Below are 16,261 nucleotides of genomic sequence, written 5' to 3'. Positions count from 1 at the left end.
TCGTGTTCCCACAAAATTTTAGCACTGATAAAACCAATAACTCAGGCATCTTTTTTGTGGTGATACCAATCATTATTAACCTTTAATAGAAAAAATGAAAAAAATCTGTTTATTCCTTCTTGCCTCATTAGCAATAACAACAAACTCATTTTCGCAAAAAAACGATAAAAATATTTTTCCTGACGGAACTCCAATTCCGGAATGGTTTTCGGATGCTTCCAAAATCAATCCGGCGGATTTAGGTAAATTTTATTCCATCACCGACTATGGTGCGTTAAATGACAGTACCAAAGTACAAACTGCAGCCATTCAAAAAACCATTGACGAAGCGTACCGAAACGGCGGCGGTGTGGTAGTGATTCCAAAAGGTACTTTTATGAGCGGGGCTTTATTTTTTAAACCAAACACCCATCTTCATGTATCTGAAGGAGCGGTTCTAAAAGGTTCAGACAACATTAATGATTATCCTTTTATGCCTTCCCGAATTGAAGGACAAAGTATTGAATATTTCACAGCTTTGGTAAATGCTTACGGTATCAACGGTTTCACCATTACCGGAAAAGGAACTATTGACGGAAACGGTTTGAAATTTTGGGAAGCTTTTTGGCAAAGAAGAAAAGAAAATCCGCAATGTACAAACCTGGAAGTTTCCAGACCGCGTTTAGTTTTTATCTGGAAATGCGATAATGTTCAGGTTCAGGATGTAAAATTGCACAATTCGGGTTTCTGGACCAGCCATTATTATCAGTGTAACAATGTAAAAGTTTTGGATGTTCATATTACTTCGCCTCATGCTCCTGTAAAAGCACCAAGTACTGACGCTATTGATATTGACGTGTGTACCAATGTGTTAATTAAAGGTTGTTATATGGCGGTAAATGATGATGCTATTGCCTTAAAAGGTGGAAAAGGTCCTTGGGCGGATAAAGACCCAAGCAACGGAGCCAATCAAAATATCATTATCGAAGATTGCGATTTCGGATTTTGCCACGGTGCTTTAACCAGCGGAAGCGAAGCTATTCACAACAAAAATATTATTGTTCGCAATTGTACTGTTGACAATGCCATTAGACTTTTATGGTTAAAAATGCGTCCGGATACCCCTCAAAAATACGAGTACATTACCGTTGAAAACATTAAAGGTTATGCTAAAAGTATGATTTATGTAAAACCCTGGACTCAGTTTTTTGACTTAAAAGGAAGAAAAGACGTTCCGTTATCTTATTGCGACAACATTACTATGCGAAATATCGATATCAAATGTGATGTTTTCTATGATATGGCCATTACACAGTACGACAAATTGAGCAACTTCACTTTTGAAAATTTAAAAATCGAAGCCAAAAAAGAGGAGATGGATAAAACAATCATTACAGGTTTAAAACTTAAAAATGTAGTAGTGAACAACAAAAGCATCAAATAAAAATGATTCTATTTTTAAAATAATATAATACACAGCAAAGGGTATAATATCAAACATATTATACCCTTTGCCGTTTTTAAACATCTTTTGCTATGAAAATTATTTACAAACTAGTTCTTCTCCTCCTTTTTTTAAGTGTAAATACAAACGCACAAAATACGCCCGCTCCCATCAAACTGATTGATATTCTACTTACTGCCAGTCATCCCGATTGGAATTACAAACTCAATGAAGAAGCTACCGTAAAAATTAGCGTTCTGCGATATGGATCGGCTGTTGAAAATGTAGAAATTGAATACCAATACGGTCCCGAACAATTAGCTCCCGAAAAAAAAGGAACGCTGAAATTAACTCACGGAATTGGTGAGATTAACATTGGAACGATGAATACTCCGGGCTTTCGACAATTGAAAGTTCAAACCAAAATTGATGGTTACGTTTATAAAAACGAAATCAAAGTAGGCTTTGCTCCTTTTGAAATTCAGCCAACGGTAAAAATGCCTAATGATTTTGACCATTTTTGGGAAAAAGCCAAAGCCGAAAACAGCAAAATCCCAATGGATGCCATAATCACACACAAACCGGAATTATCTACTCCAACAGTTGACGTTTATTTGGTTCGTTTACAAAACTATAAATTAGGGCACTATCTTTATGGTTATTTAAGCAAACCAAAAGACGATAAAAAACATCCCGTTTTATTCAATCCGCCGGGTGCGGGAGTCAAGAAAATCAATCCGATAACCTCTTATGCAGATGACGGTTTCATCAGTTTTACAACTGAAATTCACGGTGTTTCTCCCGAAATAAACGAAACAGATTTTCAGGAAATCCGTAAACAACTTACAGATTATTGGGCTATTCACTTAGACAATAAGGACAACTATTATTACAAAAGTGTGTATTTAAGCTGTGTCAGAGCCATTGATTTCCTGACAAGCCTTCCTGAATTTGATCAAAAAAACGTGGTGGTAACCGGCGGCAGTCAGGGCGGTGCCTTAACTATGGTCACTGCCGGAATCGACAAAAGAGTTAATTGTATTGCTGCTTTTTATCCGGCACTTTGTGATAATTCAGGTTATTTACATGATCGTGCCGGAGGCTGGCCACATATGTTTAGCGATAAATACAAAAACAACAACGCTGAAAAGCTACAAACTATGGAATATTATGATGTAGTAAATTTTGCTAAAAAAATAAAAATCCCCGGATTCTATTCATCAGGGTACAACGATAATACCTGCCCGCCTACTTCTACCCTTTCGGCTTTTAATTCGGTTAAAGCACCAAAAGAAATTGTAATCACTCCTATTTCTGCCCATTGGCGCTTTGGAGAAACCAATACTCAATCTATAAAATGGTTACGTGAAAAATGCGGGATTCAATAGTTAATTAGCTTTTCTATATTTCATCCAAAATTGTTTTACTACTTTTGCAGTTCCTAATTTTACTACTATGTCAACAGCAAAAAAAGACTATAAAAAAATTACAACTAAGTCCTTAATTGATATGAAAGCACAGGGAGAAAAAATCTCCATGCTTACTGCCTACGATTATACGATGGCTAAAATTGTGGATTCGGCCGGAATTGATGTGATTCTTGTGGGAGATTCGGCTTCCAATGTAATGGCGGGACATGAAACAACCCTGCCGATCACTTTAGACCAAATGATTTATCACGCTTCTTCGGTGGTAAGAGGTGCCAACAGAGCTTTGGTTGTAGTCGATTTACCTTTTGGAAGTTATCAGTCTGACCCTAAAGAAGCTTTGCGTTCGGCAATTCGAATTATGAAAGAAAGTGGCGGTCATGCGGTGAAATTAGAAGGTGGAAAAGAAATCAAAGATTCTATTAAAAAAATATTAAATGCCGGAATTCCGGTAATGGGACACTTGGGATTAACGCCACAATCCATCTATAAATTTGGAACTTATACCGTAAGAGCCAAAGAAGAACAGGAAGCGTTAAAATTAATTGAAGATGCCAAACTTCTGGAAAAACTAGGTTGTTTCTCCTTAGTATTAGAAAAAATCCCTGCTAAATTAGCCCAGCAAATTGCCGAAAGCATTTCTATTCCGGTAATTGGAATTGGTGCCGGTTCCGGAGTTGACGGACAGGTTTTGGTAATCCACGACATGCTGGGAATGAATAATGAATTCAGTCCTAGATTTTTACGTCGTTACATGAATTTATATGAAGGGATGACTTCGGCAATCAGTCAGTATGTTGAAGATGTGAAGTCAAAAGACTTTCCGAACGAGAAAGAGCAATATTAACTTTTTCTTAAACTCTATATAAAGTAGCACTTCTTTGGTAATTCTATATTTACCAAAAAAAAAAAGAAATGCCCGAAATATCAAAAACCTTTATTGTTATTCCTTGTTATAATGAAGAAAAAGCTATTTCGGGCATTGAATATTCCCGTTTTTTACAAAATCACCCCGAAGCCTCTGTTTGCTTTGTAAATGACGGCTCTACCGACAATACGCTCCTTGTTCTACAAAAAATCCAAAAGGAACATCCGCAACAAATTCAGCTGATACCTTTGCCTCAAAACAGCGGAAAAGCCGAAGCAGTCAGACAGGGCATACTGTTTTGTACTAAAAATTTCAGACCCAAACACATCGGCTATCTTGATGCTGATTTGGCCACAACTCTGGAAGAATTTATGGCGGTAAAAAACAATTTAGATAACGAAATTGTCTTTTGCTTTGGCTCCCGAATTCGAAAAATAGGTTCTACCATCAACCGTGAAAACAGTCGCTTTCTTATCGGACGTATTATCGCTACTTTTATTTCGAATATTTTAGATTTAAAAGTATATGACACCCAATGTGGGTGTAAAGTTTTCACAAGTGAAATTGCCCTACTTCTGTTTCAAAAAGAATTTATATCCAAATGGCTTTTTGATGTCGAATTATTCTTTAGAATGATAAAGCATTTTGGCAAAGAAAACGCGCTGAAAAAAATGAACGAAATTCCACTTAAATCCTGGATTGAAAAAGGAAATTCGAAAGTAAAACCCAGCTATTTTTTTAAACTCTGGCTTGATTTATATTTCATTAAAAAAACGTACAAAACGGCAAAAAGCAAAACATTCAAGCCTTATCTGGTAAAAACTACAGCCTAAAAAATCTGAAAAAAAGTGTTTTTGTGACACTATTGTTAAAAGATAACAATTATAAAACTGCTATTTTTGCAATCTAATAAAGTAGTTGATGAAAGAACTTTCTAACAAAAATAATCTTCAGGTTTTACATGAAGACAATCATATTATTGTAGTTAATAAACGGGTTGGTGATATTGTTCAGGGCGATAAAACCGGAGACAAACCACTAAGTGAAGTCATTAAAGAATATATCAAAGAAAAATACAACAAACCCGGAGAAGTATTTCTAGGCGTAGTACACCGCTTAGACCGTCCCACAACCGGAATTGTCGTTTTTGCCCGAACCAGCAAGGCCTTAACCCGATTGAATGATTTATTTAAAAACAGAGAAACCCAAAAAACCTATTGGGCTGTTGTAAAAAATAAACCGCTGGAAAAGGAAGCCAAATTGGTACATTTCCTTAAAAGAAACGAAAAAAACAACACTTCAAAAGCGCACTTAAAAGAAGTTCCGGACAGTAAAACAGCTAGCCTGGATTATAAAATTATCAAAGAACTTAACAATTACACCGCTTTAGAAATCAACTTACACACCGGAAGACATCACCAAATCAGAGCGCAGTTGGCAGCCATCGGTTCACCAATAAAAGGCGACTTAAAATATGGTTTTGACCGCAGTAATTCTGATGGTGGAATTCATTTACATGCCCGAAAATTAGTTTTTGTGCATCCGGTTTCTAAAGAAATACTCACTATTGTTGCGCCCGTTCCGAACGATGTAATTTGGAACGCGATTTAGTATTTTAGAAGAGAAAAATAAAACGTAGCTTTATACGCTTCAAATTTTCAATCAATTATTCTTACAGCATTACTTATGAAATCTAATAAAGACCGAATTCAGGAATTAAAAACCAACGGTTATCAACTTAGTTTTGAGGCGGTTTTCAACCTTGCTTTTGAAAATTATAAAAAAATAGTGGTCTATGCCGGTTTACTGTTTTTAGTTTCAGCCGTCTTACTTGGAATGTTGGCATTCGTAATTATAGCCTTCACTTTCGGAATAGAAAATTTCCAGGAATTCATCAAACCGGAAAATTTAGATCCAAACAACTTTTCTGATGAATTTTTAATTATTTATATTGGCAGCGTCACTTTATTCAGTTGCTTGGTGAGTCCGTTTTTTGCAGGAATTATAAAAATGGCTCATTGCGCGGAAATAGACGAAGAATTTCACCTTTCGGCAGCTTTTCAATATTACCAATTCCAATATTTCAAATCACTTTTCCTAGCCACTTTGCTCATCACAATTTTAAACATGGGCGTTTCCTCTGTGGCAGATTTAAGCGGATTGCCTATTTTAGGATTCTTGGCTTCATTAGCTATTTCGCTTCTGAATGTACTCACAGTTCCGTTAATTATTTTCCGTGATTTTAAAGTTTTCGAAGCCATCAACACCAGCTTTACTTTGGTTTCAAAACAACCACTGGTGCTTTTAGGACTGCTAACGGTTACTTATTTATTTTGCATAACGGGTGTTTTCATGTTTTTCATCGGTTTGTTTTTTACTTTGCCGCTTTTGTATTCCATGTATTACGCAATTTACAAATCAATTATAGATTTCGAATAACCATTTAATTTCCCTTAAAAACTCATTTTTTTGACAAAACAACTACCAATTTCTTTCAAACATTCTTATTTTTAACGAAATTACCCCAAATAATTTTGCTAAATTTAAGATTTAATCCATCAAATTATGATGCCACAATTTCTCATTGTATTAAAAATGCTTACAAACAGTGTTAGTGGCTTCATTAATTTTTACTCTATTAATACCTTTGACATTGTAGATCAGTTACCTATTGATAAAAATCTTTATCGAACTGTGATTCCATTTATCTTTTTGATTATTTTTTTATTGATTTATAAATTTCATCAAATCAAATATTCCTTTGGGAATCGTTTTATTAAAAACTTTACTCCTGAAAACTCCGAAAGAAAAGAATACCAACTCTATTTTTTATTTCTGGGATTGATTGTTTTAATCTTGGAAATCACTTTCGAATATTTTAATTTAAGACCTAAAAGCATGTTAATCACTAATGTGAGTATTGCTTTTTTTCTAATTTTCGTGAGTTTTATTAGTACAAAATTTGATTTTGTATTTCAAAATATCGTAAAAATATTTCGAGTTGTTTTTTTTGTTGCCTTCCTCAATACACTCCGCAATGTAATCAAATTGGATGCGGACAACATCCCGTTTTTAACCTTTTTACTATTTATTTATTTTTCATACACTACCTTAAAACCCGGCAAACTTTACTGGTCTTTTATACTGTTTGTATTCAGTACACTCATTGGAATTTCCTTACTCAAATTAGCGCCCTTAAACCGGATTACAATTCTTTTTAATTACACTTTAATTATTGTTTTTGTCAATTACATCCGTCACATGTCAATACAGGATTTAAATGATAAATTCCAATTTTACAATCAGATTATTCATAAAGGAAATTCGTTGATAATGGCCAAAAACAATCAAAACAAAATTGTTTTTTGCAGCGAAAGTGTACAAACAGTTTTGGGTTACAATTCCAAAGAATTACTGGGGTATGGTTATTATAATTTGACAGACAATCCCGAAATAACGGCTAATGAAACTTTTGAAAGCCAGATAAACGATAGAGTTTTTGTTAGAAAATTAAGATGTAAAAACGGTGAATACAAATACATTCAATGGAAAAACAAACAATTTTCTAATGATTTAATTATCGGAATTGGTCAGGATATCAGTAATCAGATTCAAATTCAAAATCAATATAAAAATCTGGTTCAAAATGCTCAGGATTTCATCTATGAACTGAATACACATGGAAACATTACTTTTGTCAATGATTATACCTTAAAGAGCCTTAATTATACCAAAAAACAAATTGTAAACCAGCATTATTCTCTTTTTGTCCGAAAAGATTATCTGAGCGTTTTGGAGTCATTTTACCGTAACAATAGCGAAAACAGCGTAGATTTCCCAACATTGGAAGTTCCAGTTTTGAAGAAAAACGGAGACACTTTATGGGTGGCCCAAAAAGTTATCATCAGCCGAAATGATTTTGGGAAAATCAACGGTTATTCGGCAATTGCCCGTGACATCACTTTTATGAAAAATATTGATGTAGAAAAGCAAAAACGAGATGATAAAAACAAAAAATATAATGAGAACTTATTAAAATTTACCGCAAAAAGTTATTCAACCGAAGAAAATTTAGAGACCAAATTAAAATCGATTCTGGAAAATGCGGCTAAAACCATTGGCGCCAGCAGAACGAGTTACTGGGAATATCTTGAAGATAAAATTTGCTGCTTACAATCATACGAACTTAACAGCAACACTTTCACCAATGGTTTAATCATCACCAAAGAAGACTATCCGGATTTCTTTTTATCCTTAGAAAGCAAAACGCCGCTGGTAGCTTCGAATGTAAAAAACAATCCAATAATAAAAGAATTATATCCCGACAGTCCGGATATGCCCGGCGTTTCCTCCGTAATCAAAACCCCGGTTTTTATCAACGGTGCGCTTATCGGATTAGTGTGTATCGAAATGATTGAAACAATCAAGCAATGGGATAATGAGGATATTAATTTTTCCAGAGCCATTGCCGACAGCGTTGCTATTGCCTTTGAATCGAAAAAAAGACTGGAAGCCGAGCACAAACTTAAATACAAAAGTGAACTGCTTGCTGCGATGAACCTTTGTACCGAACGTTTTTTAAATGTAAAAGACATCGACAAAGTTTTTGCTGACGTTTTAATTATTATTGGAAAAGCAACTAAATCTTATCGCAGTTTTTATTACCAAAACAATCCGGAAAACAATACCATCAGCCAAAAATACCGCTGGACAACCGGACATGAAACTTTAACGGAGATAGATGATTCCTTCCAAAATTTGGAATATCCTTTTTTTGAAGATTTACTGGAACCTTTATTAGAAAATAAAATTTATCACAATACGATTTCTAATGTAAAAAGCGAAACCTTAAGACAAAAAATGAAAGTCTTAAAAGTTGGTTCTATAATTCTTTTACCCATTTTCGTAAAAAATAAATTTCACGGTTTCATGGGCTTAAACGATTTGAACGAAGATCGTAACTGGGCTGATGATGAAATTCAAATTTTGCAAACACTAACGATGAATATTGGTTCTTCTATTGAACGAATAGAAAACGAAATTGCAATTAACGAAAGTGAAGAAAAATTCAGATTGTTGGCCAATAATATTCCCGGAACGGTTTATCTGTCTGAAAACGACGAGAATTTCACCAAAATTTACCTCAACGATGAAATTGAAAAACTAACGGGTTATCCGAAAGAAGATTTTCTGGAAAAAAGAATCATTTTCAAAGATTTAATCCATCCGGATGATTTAGAAAAAACATTACTCAAAACCACCCAAAAACTATCCCGATTAGAGCCTTTTCATCTTGCTTACCGCATTATAAACAAAAATAACGAAATCGTATGGGTTGACGAATTTGTGGATACGGTGGTTAATAATGGTGAAATCAAATACATTGAAGGAATCATGCTCGACATCAGCAAACGAAAAGATGCCGAAAAAGCTATTAAAGCCAAAGAATATGCCGAAGCGGCTAACAAAGCAAAATCGGAATTTTTAGCCAATATGAGCCACGAAATCCGAACTCCGCTTAATGGAATTATCGGATTTACCGATTTGCTGATGAAAACCAAACTGGATCGTATTCAGGAAAAACACATGATAACGGTCAATCAGTCGGCGCATACTTTATTGGAAATTGTAAACGATATTTTGGATTTTTCAAAAATCGAAGCCGGCAAACTGGAATTACATATTGAAAAACACGATTTGAAAGAATTAATGGAGCAGGTGATTGATTTAATTCAATTTGAAGCCAATCAAAAAAACCTGAAACTGGAATTAAACATTGATACCGAAGTTCCGCGTTATGCCTGGATAGACATCGTGAGAATCAAACAGATTCTTATTAATTTATTATCCAATGCGGTGAAATTTACCGAAAAAGGAAGCGTACAACTAAATGTTATTTTAAAAGAGAAAATAGGCGAAAACCAAACCAGAATTCGTTTTTCGGTAATCGATTCCGGAATTGGAATATTAGAACAAAATCAGAAAAAAATATTCAAAGCCTTCTCGCAGGAAGATAGTTCTACGACCAAAAAATTTGGAGGAACAGGTCTTGGATTAACCATTTCAAATAAGCTTTTAAATATAATGGACAGCCGATTAAAATTGAAAAGTAAAATTGGAAAAGGTAGTCATTTCTATTTTGATATTGATTTACAAACAAATTCCGAATTACCGAAAGAACAACAAGAAAACAAAACAGTTTCCGATATGGATACGCCGGCAATGCTAACGGCTAATTCTAATTTAGCAAAAAGCAAAATTTTACTGGTAGAAGACAATAAAATCAATATGCTTTTGTTAAAAACCATTATAAAAAACAGTCTTCCGGAAGCCCAACTTTTTGAAGCTGCAAATGGTGCTGAAGCGGTTAAGCAATTTGAAAATATTCTTCCGGACATTATTTTTATGGATATCCAAATGCCGGTTATGAACGGCTATGAAGCCACGGAAGCCATTCGGGAATTAGACCACGGAAAAGAAGTCCCGATTATAGCCATTACCGCCGGAACCGAAAAAGAAGAAAAAAACAAATGCCTTGAAATGCAAATGAATGATTATATTTCGAAACCAATAGTAAAAGGCATCATCGAAAAAACACTGCTCAAATGGATTAAATAAACTATTAACTAAAATTAAAAGCTATGAAATGGAAAGGAAGAAGACAAAGTGACAATGTGGAAGACCGCAGAGGTATGTCCTCCGGTGGAAAAACAATTGTAGGAGGTGGAATTCTTGGAATTATCATTTTATTACTTAATGTTTTTGGTGGCGAAAATGCCCAAATGATTACTCCGGTTTTAGAACAACTGAATCAGGGACAAAGCGAGCAAACATCCGGACAAAGGGATCGGGATTTAACGGCACAGGAACTCGAAGAGCAGGCTTTTGTTAAAACATTATTAGCAGACAACGAAGACGTTTGGTCCCGAATTTTTGAAGAAAACAATCTTAGTTACAAAAAACCTTCCGTTATATTATTTAACGGAGCAGTACAAACAGCCTGCGGGAATGCTACTTCCGATTCAGGACCTTTCTACTGTCCCGGAGATCAAAAAGTATATATGGATTTAACTTTCTTTGAAGAACTCAAAACCCGTTTTGGCGCTAAAGGAGGCGACTTTGCAACGGCTTATGTCATAGCGCACGAAATAGGACACCACGTTCAAACTTTATTAGGAACTTCGGCTAAAATGAGACAAATGCAACAAGGTGTATCTAAAACTGAAGCCAATAAATTATCTGTTTGTTTAGAACTTCAGGCTGATTTTTACGCTGGAATTTGGACACATTATAATCAGGAAATGAATAATATTTTAGAAGAAGGGGATTTGGACGAAGCTTTAAGTGCGGCTCATGCCGTAGGTGACGATGCCATTCAGTCAAAAATGCAGGGGCATATTGTTCCGGAATCCTTTACTCATGGTACTTCTGAACAAAGAAAATACTGGTTTATGAAAGGTTATAAATCAGGTGACATCAAACAGGGAAATACTTTTAGAGAATTTGGTTATAATTTGAACTAAAAAAAATAAAAATACCCTAAAACAAAAAAAGCTTAGTTGGCAATTCAACTAAGCTTTTTTTTCTATATAAAAGAGTTTATTATAAATATTCTCCGTGTTGAGAAATATCCAAACCTAATTCTTCTTTGTCTTCTGTAACTCTTAAAGTAGTAATTTTGTTTACAATAAAGAATAATGCATAAGAAGCACAAAATGCAAAAACAGATACGACTACCAATGCTGTAAATTGATTGATAAACAAAGTAGATTCTCCAAAGATTAATCCTTGGTCAGCTACAGCCGAATTTACTTCTTTAGAAGCAAAAACTCCTGTTAACAACATACCTACCATACCTCCAACACCGTGACAGGCAAATACATCCAAAGCATCGTCAATTTTTCCTTTAGGAAATTTACTTACCATAAAGTTACTTACAACACTACTGAACATACCAATGAAGATTCCATGTGGTAAGCTTACAAAACCGGCTGCCGGTGTAATTGCAACTAAACCTACAACCGTACCAATACAAGCTCCCATAGCAGATAACTTGTGTCCTAAAATTTTATCCATAAACACCCAGGCCATACCAGCAGCAGCAGCAGCAACAGTAGTAGTTCCTAAAGCCTGAACTGCTAATCCGTTAGCTCCTAAAGCCGAACCAGCGTTGAAACCAAACCATCCAAACCATAATAATCCTGTTCCTAATAAAACGTAAGTAATACGAGCCGGATTTACTTTTTGTACTTTTCTTTTTCCTAAGAACATAGCTCCTGCTAATGCTGCCCATCCGGCACTCATGTGAACGACTGTTCCTCCTGCAAAATCCAAAACTCCCATTTTGAAGAATAATCCATCAGGATGCCAGGTCATATGACACAATGGAGCATAAATCACTAAAATGAATAATACCATGAATAACATATATGCCCAAAAACGAATTCTTTCGGCAAAAGCTCCCGTAATTAAAGCCGGGGTAATGATGGCAAATTTAGCCTGGAATAAAGCAAACAACATAAATGGAATGGTTCCTGCCAAACTCCATGTTGTATTAGTTCCTACTCCCTGAAAAAACGGATAAGTCGTTGGATCCCCAATAATCCCTCCAATGGTAGTACCAAAAGACAAACTAAATCCAACTACAATCCATAATACGGTAACAATTATCATTGCCATGAAACTTTGCAACATAGTACTGATAACATTTTTTTTACCTACCATACCTCCGTAAAAGAATCCTAATCCCGGAGTCATAAGTAAAACTAAAGCTGTAGCTACAATCATCCAGGCAGTATCTCCTGTATCAAATGCAACAGCTTCTGATGGAACTGGGCTTCCAGTTAAAATAAAACTTGAAAATAATGTAATGACTAACAACGCAATCATTATTACACTTAAAGTTACTTTTCTCATTGTTTTTTATTTGGTTTAAATTTTTTACAAAAATATAAAACGAAAACATACCCCCACAAAAAACACCCCTAAAGACAAAAATTTTTATTACTTAAACAGTTTAACCCCTTATTTTTTGACAGCACAAACCAAAAAATCACCAAAAAATAACAATTTATTAAATTTCACCTCCTAAAAACATGCTCTCACAGCAAAATCTTAAACAAAATTGAAATCCATTTCTTATATCATTTACAATTTTGCAATAAAAAAAGAATTTCACCCAATCTTTTTTTCAATATAATCAGAATTTAGCAAATAAAGTGCTCCCATATATCTTAAATTAAAGGATACCAAATCCCCTACTTTGTAATTCCGCTTCGAATTACTAATATCAATTACCAACATATCCGAACTGGCATCAATAATAGTAATTCCCTCATCTTCCGGATTTATATACTGCGGTTGCATATCCAACAATCCTACATCCAAAATAGCTCTTAAAGAAGTACTTCCTAAATCTTCGGCTTTGTCGACAGAAAATGTATGTCCTGCTACATTTTCTCCCAGCTCACCGGTAGGTGTGTCTGGCTTTTCGGTGATTTCAATAATTTCACTGTAGAGTTTAAAAACATCGTGATGCATTCCCTCTATGGTTTCTCCGTTAAATAAGTCTTTCCCAAAAAAAAGAGCCTCTCCTATTCTAAAATGATTCACCGCCATCGGACGGGCATTCTTTAAAATCAACGGCACTGCCACCGAAGTTCCGCCGGAAACCCAGGGAATATGAATATTGAATTTGGCTTCAATTAATTGTTTGTACAAACTTAACTGAATCAGTTTGTCCTGTGTAGGCATCACTCCGCTCAAACAATTTAAATTTGTTCCTATACCACGGATTTCAATATTTGGCAAACTAAGTACATTACCATAAAATTCTATCAACTCTTCTCCCATTACACCTTCTCTTAAATCCCCCATTTCAATCATAATAATGATATTATGTATTTTATTTTGCTTTTGGGCTTCTTTAGAAAGCAACTTAATCGTATATATTTCGGTATTAAAACTCACATCAGCATAGCGCACAATACTTTCAATACTGCGTTTAGCCGGTGGTTTGATGTAAACTGTTTGAATTTCCGGATCCAATGCTTTTATTTTTCGCAAATTACTCGCTCTGGAATCGTGAATTTCCCGAACACCCAACGCAATAATTTCTTTTAAATAAATCTCATTTCCACACAACATTTTCGAAACAACTCCCCAATGAATTCCTCTGGATTTAAAAATTGAATCTAAAAACTGATAATTTTCCTTTAATTTTTCTCTATATAATTTAATAAATGCCATTAGTCTATAATTTTTCTTGGTATTGATTTAGAAATTCGGGTTAATAATTCATAATTCAGCTGATTGCTGTAATCTCCAAAAGAAGCAATAGAAATCACCCCTTCATTTTGACTTCCTATTAAAACCACTTCTTCTCCTTTTTTTACTGTTTTAATATCAGTGACATCCACTGCAATCATATTCATATTCACTAATCCAATAACTACACAACGCTGTCCCTGAATAAGTACTCTCCCGTGATTACTTAACGACCTGCTGTATCCATGCGCATAACCAATAGGAATTATAGCGACTTTCATATCCCTTTTTGCCATAAAACTGGTTCCGTAACCAATAAAATTAGTTGTCTTTATTTTTTTGACACTCATAACTACACTTTTCCAGGTAATGACACGGCTCAAAGGATCCAGCTTCATTTTTTTTGCATTCAAATAAGTGATAAATACTTCCTGACTGGGCCATAACCCGTATTGCATAATACCTATTCGTACCAAATCCATTCTGGTTTCCGGAAACATCACCGAAGCTGCCGAACAGGCCGAATGACAAATTTGAGGTTTTAAATCATTTTCTAAAAAGTATTGTTTTATTTCTTTAAAACGTACAATTTGTCTTTCTACTCTATAATAATTGGAAATACTTTCGGCTCCGGCATAATGGGTGCACAAACCTTTAAATTCTAAATATTCTTTTTCATTTTTCAAAAGAGAAGTTACTGCAGCTAATTCGGATTTTTCAAATCCGGTTCGGTTCATTCCGGTTTCTACTTCAATATGAACGATTGCTTTTTTTCGAAGTTTTTTCGCTATTTGACAAGCTTCAGACAATCTTTTCCTGTCAAAAACAAAAAATTCTATTCCGTTTTCAATAATCCATTCCAAATCTTCTTTTTGCAAAAAACCCATAATTAAAATGGTAATTTTATCATTTAAAACCATTTTAAGCTCTCTGGCTTCACTAACATCAAAAACGGAAAAATGACGAACACCGCAAGCCGAAGCCATTGTAACAAATTCAGGAATTCCATGTCCATAAGCGTTTCCTTTAACAACCGACGAAAAAATGACTTTTTTCCCAAATAGCTGCCTTAAAAAATCGATGTTTTTTTGATAAGCCGAATGACTAAGTTCTATCAGAGAGTTAGTTTGCATCTGTAATTTGTTTACTAATTTGATAAAAAAGACGGATTGCTGTTGGCAGAATTTCATCCGGAAAATCATAATCCGGATTGTGAAGCGCCGGAATATTTAAACCCGCTCCAATTCCGAATAAAGCTCCCTTGTAATTTTGGGTAAATAAGCCAAAGTCCTCTCCCCAACTAAAAGGACTTTCAATTTCATTTAAATCCAATGTTAATTTCTGAGCGGCTTTCCGAATTTCATCTGCTGCTTCTGAATTATTTTCAGTAGCATGAAAAACCTGAATCCATTTAGTTTCTATTGAAAGTTGATGTTCACTGGCTATTTTTCGGGTAATACTTTCTAATAAATGCTCCTTTATTTGCATTTGAGTATCTGTAGTTGTTCTAACAGTAAAATGAATTTCACCAGCTCCGGCCGACACACCATAAGCTTTTTTTCCCATTTGAATATAAATAGGTGTAATCAGGCAATAGTCTTTTTGACGTATATCCGATTGTATTAACTGATGAAAATCATTAATTATTTGGGTAATTGACAATGCCGGATTAATACCTTTTTCGGGTTCGGCTGCGTGCGAAGTTTTGCCTTTCAATTTTATAATAATACTTTGAACCGCACAGCTAAAACTATTATTTTTAACCACTATCTGACGCAACGGAAAAGACGGTAAATTATGCAAGGCAAAAACATAATCTGGTTGTAAGGTTAAAAAAGCAGACTCCTGAATCACTTTTTGTGCTCCCGTACCGTCTTCTTCAGCAGGCTGGAACAAAAATATTACGTCTCCTGTTTCGGGTCTTTTGTAATGCAATTCGATTGCCAAACCACATAAAACTGCCATGTGTCCGTCATGACCACATTTATGCGAAACCGATTTATAATGTGACCGATGTTCAAAATCATTAATTTCTTCAATTGACAAAGCATCCAGTTCAGCTCTGAACAATACTTTTTTACCGGATTTTCCGGATTTATAAACAGCCGCAACTCCGTTTCCACCTAAATTTTTAATTAATTCGTCAGGTGGAAATTGTTCCAAAAAAGCACAAATTTTTTGCGCTGTTTGCACTTCTTTACCCGAAACTTCCGGAAATTGATGCAACTCTTTGCGAAAGCGAATCAACGAATTGAGCTGTTTTTTAAAATATTCCAT

12 protein-coding genes are annotated in these 16,261 nt (G+C 34.8%); 8 read left to right on the top strand and 4 right to left on the bottom strand.

Annotated elements, in window-relative coordinates; genetic code table 11:
- Nucleotides 1-94 precede the first annotated feature (94 nt).
- The 8 genes from H599_RS0111345 (at nucleotide 95) to ypfJ (ending at nucleotide 11,241) form a co-directional block, all read left to right on the top strand.
- Nucleotides 95-1,423, top strand: coding sequence for a rhamnogalacturonidase (locus H599_RS0111345; RefSeq protein ID WP_026714247.1), 1,329 nt, complete (start codon nucleotides 95-97; stop codon nucleotides 1,421-1,423).
- Between the two features lie 92 nt (nucleotides 1,424-1,515).
- A complete protein-coding gene (locus H599_RS0111340) occupies nucleotides 1,516-2,811 on the top strand; it encodes an acetylxylan esterase (protein ID WP_026714246.1) in 1,296 nt (431 codons plus the stop codon).
- Nucleotides 2,812-2,878: 67 nt separating this feature from the next.
- Nucleotides 2,879-3,697, top strand: a complete 819-nt coding sequence (panB, locus tag H599_RS0111335) for a 3-methyl-2-oxobutanoate hydroxymethyltransferase (RefSeq protein WP_026714245.1) — start codon at nucleotides 2,879-2,881, stop codon at nucleotides 3,695-3,697.
- Nucleotides 3,698-3,765: 68 nt separating this feature from the next.
- Complete coding sequence (locus H599_RS0111330; protein WP_026714244.1) at nucleotides 3,766-4,551, top strand: glycosyltransferase; 786 nt, start codon at nucleotides 3,766-3,768, stop codon at nucleotides 4,549-4,551.
- An 88-nt stretch (nucleotides 4,552-4,639) separates the two neighbouring features.
- Nucleotides 4,640-5,329 (top strand): RluA family pseudouridine synthase, encoded by a 690-nt coding sequence (locus H599_RS0111325; protein WP_026714243.1) that lies wholly within the window; start codon nucleotides 4,640-4,642, stop codon nucleotides 5,327-5,329.
- Between the two features lie 75 nt (nucleotides 5,330-5,404).
- On the top strand, nucleotides 5,405-6,157 hold the full coding sequence (locus H599_RS19565; protein ID WP_035141498.1) for a DUF2189 domain-containing protein: 753 nt from the start codon (nucleotides 5,405-5,407) through the stop codon (nucleotides 6,155-6,157).
- 156 nt (nucleotides 6,158-6,313) lie between these two features.
- Nucleotides 6,314-10,336: a PAS domain S-box protein gene (locus H599_RS0111315; RefSeq protein WP_162174258.1), complete on the top strand. Its 4,023-nt coding sequence runs from the start codon at nucleotides 6,314-6,316 to the stop codon at nucleotides 10,334-10,336.
- Nucleotides 10,337-10,359: 23 nt separating this feature from the next.
- Nucleotides 10,360-11,241 (top strand): KPN_02809 family neutral zinc metallopeptidase, encoded by an 882-nt coding sequence (gene ypfJ, locus H599_RS0111310; RefSeq protein ID WP_026714241.1) that lies wholly within the window; start codon nucleotides 10,360-10,362, stop codon nucleotides 11,239-11,241.
- Nucleotides 11,242-11,320: 79 nt separating this feature from the next.
- Here ypfJ and H599_RS0111305 read toward each other — a convergent pair whose 3' ends face one another.
- From H599_RS0111305 to H599_RS0111290, 4 genes are all read right to left on the bottom strand, one after another.
- Nucleotides 11,321-12,634, bottom strand: a complete 1,314-nt coding sequence (locus H599_RS0111305) for an ammonium transporter (protein ID WP_026714240.1) — start codon at nucleotides 12,632-12,634, stop codon at nucleotides 11,321-11,323.
- Nucleotides 12,635-12,892: 258 nt separating this feature from the next.
- Nucleotides 12,893-13,966: an alanine/ornithine racemase family PLP-dependent enzyme gene (locus H599_RS0111300; protein WP_026714239.1), complete on the bottom strand. Its 1,074-nt coding sequence runs from the start codon at nucleotides 13,964-13,966 to the stop codon at nucleotides 12,893-12,895.
- Entirely contained in the window at nucleotides 13,966-15,117 is a 1,152-nt protein-coding gene (gene alr / locus H599_RS0111295) for an alanine racemase (RefSeq protein WP_026714238.1), read from the bottom strand. The genes H599_RS0111300 and alr overlap by 1 nt, the downstream gene beginning before the upstream one ends.
- A complete protein-coding gene (locus H599_RS0111290; RefSeq protein WP_035141511.1) occupies nucleotides 15,107-16,261 on the bottom strand; it encodes an amidohydrolase in 1,155 nt (384 codons plus the stop codon). Before H599_RS0111290 ends, alr begins: the two co-directional genes overlap by 11 nt.

The organism is Flavobacterium daejeonense DSM 17708 (assembly GCF_000425425.1).
Classification (GTDB): domain Bacteria; phylum Bacteroidota; class Bacteroidia; order Flavobacteriales; family Flavobacteriaceae; genus Flavobacterium; species Flavobacterium daejeonense.
The sequence above is the reverse complement of the archived record's forward strand: the minus strand, read 5'-3'. Positions and strand labels throughout refer to the sequence as shown.

What these genes read in the sequence shown, in the direction of transcription:
- panB (WP_026714245.1), top strand. Translation starts at nt 2,879, where the DNA reads ATGTCAACAGCAAAAAAAGACTATAAAAAAATTACAACTAAGTCCTTA.
- alr (WP_026714238.1), bottom strand. Translation starts at nt 15,117, where the DNA reads ATGCAAACTAACTCTCTGATAGAACTTAGTCATTCGGCTTATCAAAAA.
- H599_RS0111330 (WP_026714244.1), top strand. Translation starts at nt 3,766, where the DNA reads ATGCCCGAAATATCAAAAACCTTTATTGTTATTCCTTGTTATAATGAA.
- H599_RS0111325 (WP_026714243.1), top strand. Translation starts at nt 4,640, where the DNA reads ATGAAAGAACTTTCTAACAAAAATAATCTTCAGGTTTTACATGAAGAC.
- H599_RS0111305 (WP_026714240.1), bottom strand. Translation starts at nt 12,634, where the DNA reads ATGAGAAAAGTAACTTTAAGTGTAATAATGATTGCGTTGTTAGTCATT.
- H599_RS0111290 (WP_035141511.1), bottom strand. Translation starts at nt 16,261, where the DNA reads ATGGAATATTTTAAAAAACAGCTCAATTCGTTGATTCGCTTTCGCAAA.
- H599_RS0111345 (WP_026714247.1), top strand. Translation starts at nt 95, where the DNA reads ATGAAAAAAATCTGTTTATTCCTTCTTGCCTCATTAGCAATAACAACA.
- H599_RS0111315 (WP_162174258.1), top strand. Translation starts at nt 6,314, where the DNA reads ATGCTTACAAACAGTGTTAGTGGCTTCATTAATTTTTACTCTATTAAT.
- H599_RS0111300 (WP_026714239.1), bottom strand. Translation starts at nt 13,966, where the DNA reads ATGGCATTTATTAAATTATATAGAGAAAAATTAAAGGAAAATTATCAG.
- ypfJ (WP_026714241.1), top strand. Translation starts at nt 10,360, where the DNA reads ATGAAATGGAAAGGAAGAAGACAAAGTGACAATGTGGAAGACCGCAGA.
- H599_RS19565 (WP_035141498.1), top strand. Translation starts at nt 5,405, where the DNA reads ATGAAATCTAATAAAGACCGAATTCAGGAATTAAAAACCAACGGTTAT.
- H599_RS0111340 (WP_026714246.1), top strand. Translation starts at nt 1,516, where the DNA reads ATGAAAATTATTTACAAACTAGTTCTTCTCCTCCTTTTTTTAAGTGTA.